Source organism: Pseudomonadota bacterium (genome assembly GCA_010028905.1).
Classification (GTDB): Bacteria; Vulcanimicrobiota; Xenobia; order RGZZ01; family RGZZ01; genus RGZZ01.
Genome location: RGZZ01000930.1, coordinates 1 through 1,028 on the forward strand (window position 1 = coordinate 1; position 1,028 = coordinate 1,028).

Sequence of the window (1,028 nt, forward strand, 5' to 3'; positions counted from 1 at the left end):
CCACCGAGATCTCGGTGGACTTCGCGTGGGGAACCGACATGCTGCTCGCGCAGCAGCTCGTCAACACACGCGTCAACGACGCGCGGCGCCAGCTCCCCGCCGACACCAGCATCCAGATCGAGCGCATGACGCCCACCGTGTTTCCCGTGCTCGGGCTGAGCCTGCGCTCGTCGAAGCTCTCGCAGGTCGATCTGTGGCGATACGCCATGTATGAGCTGCGCCCCAGGCTCTCGGCCGTGCCTGGGGTGGCCAGGGTGGTGCTGCAGGGGGGACAGGTGCCGGAAGTGGGGGTCGAGGTGCGCCCCGACGCTCTCGACGCCGCGCGCCTCTCCATCACCGACGTCGAGCAGGCGCTGGCCGGCACCAACGTCGTTCGTGGCGTGGGGCGCGTCGTGCGCGACTTCCAGCAAGAACAGGTTCTGGTGTCGGGGCAGATGGACGACCTCTCGCGCCTCACCGACGTCGTCGTGACCACCCGCGGCAATCGCCCCCTCACGCTGGGCATGCTCGCCGATATCCGTCTCGCCAGGCAGGACCGCACCACCATGGTGACGGCCGACGGCGTGCCAGCGGTGCTCCTCAACATCGTTCGCCAGCCCGGCGCATCGACCCTCGACGTGGTGGCGGGCGTGCAGAAAGCGCTCACGTCGGCACCTCGGCGGGCCGATACGAGCATCGGCACCTTCTACGACCAGTCGGTGATGATTCGCGCCGCCATCGCCTCGGTGCGCGACGCGGTGCTGCTGGGGGCGGTGCTCGTCGTGGTCATCTTGCTCGCCTTTCTCGGTGACCTGCGCGCCACGGTGGTCACCGCGGCCATCATTCCCATCACCATTCTGATGACATTGGCGCTCATGCGCATGTGGGGAGAGACGCTCAATCTCATGACCCTGGGCGCGCTTGCGGTGGGCATCGGGCTGGTGATCGACGACGCCATCGTGGTCGTCGAGAACGTGTTCCGCCACCTCGCGATGGGAGAGACGCTGCCGGTGGCCGTGCACAACGCCACCGCAGAGATCGCGGCACCG

Annotated in this window: 1 protein-coding gene; it reads left to right on the top strand. The window is 68.1% G+C overall.

Translation table 11 applies throughout. The annotated features are described in order from the left end of the window. Nucleotides 1–1,028: efflux RND transporter permease subunit (locus tag EB084_26465; GenBank protein NDD31807.1), on the top strand; the 1,028-nt coding region annotated here is incomplete at both ends.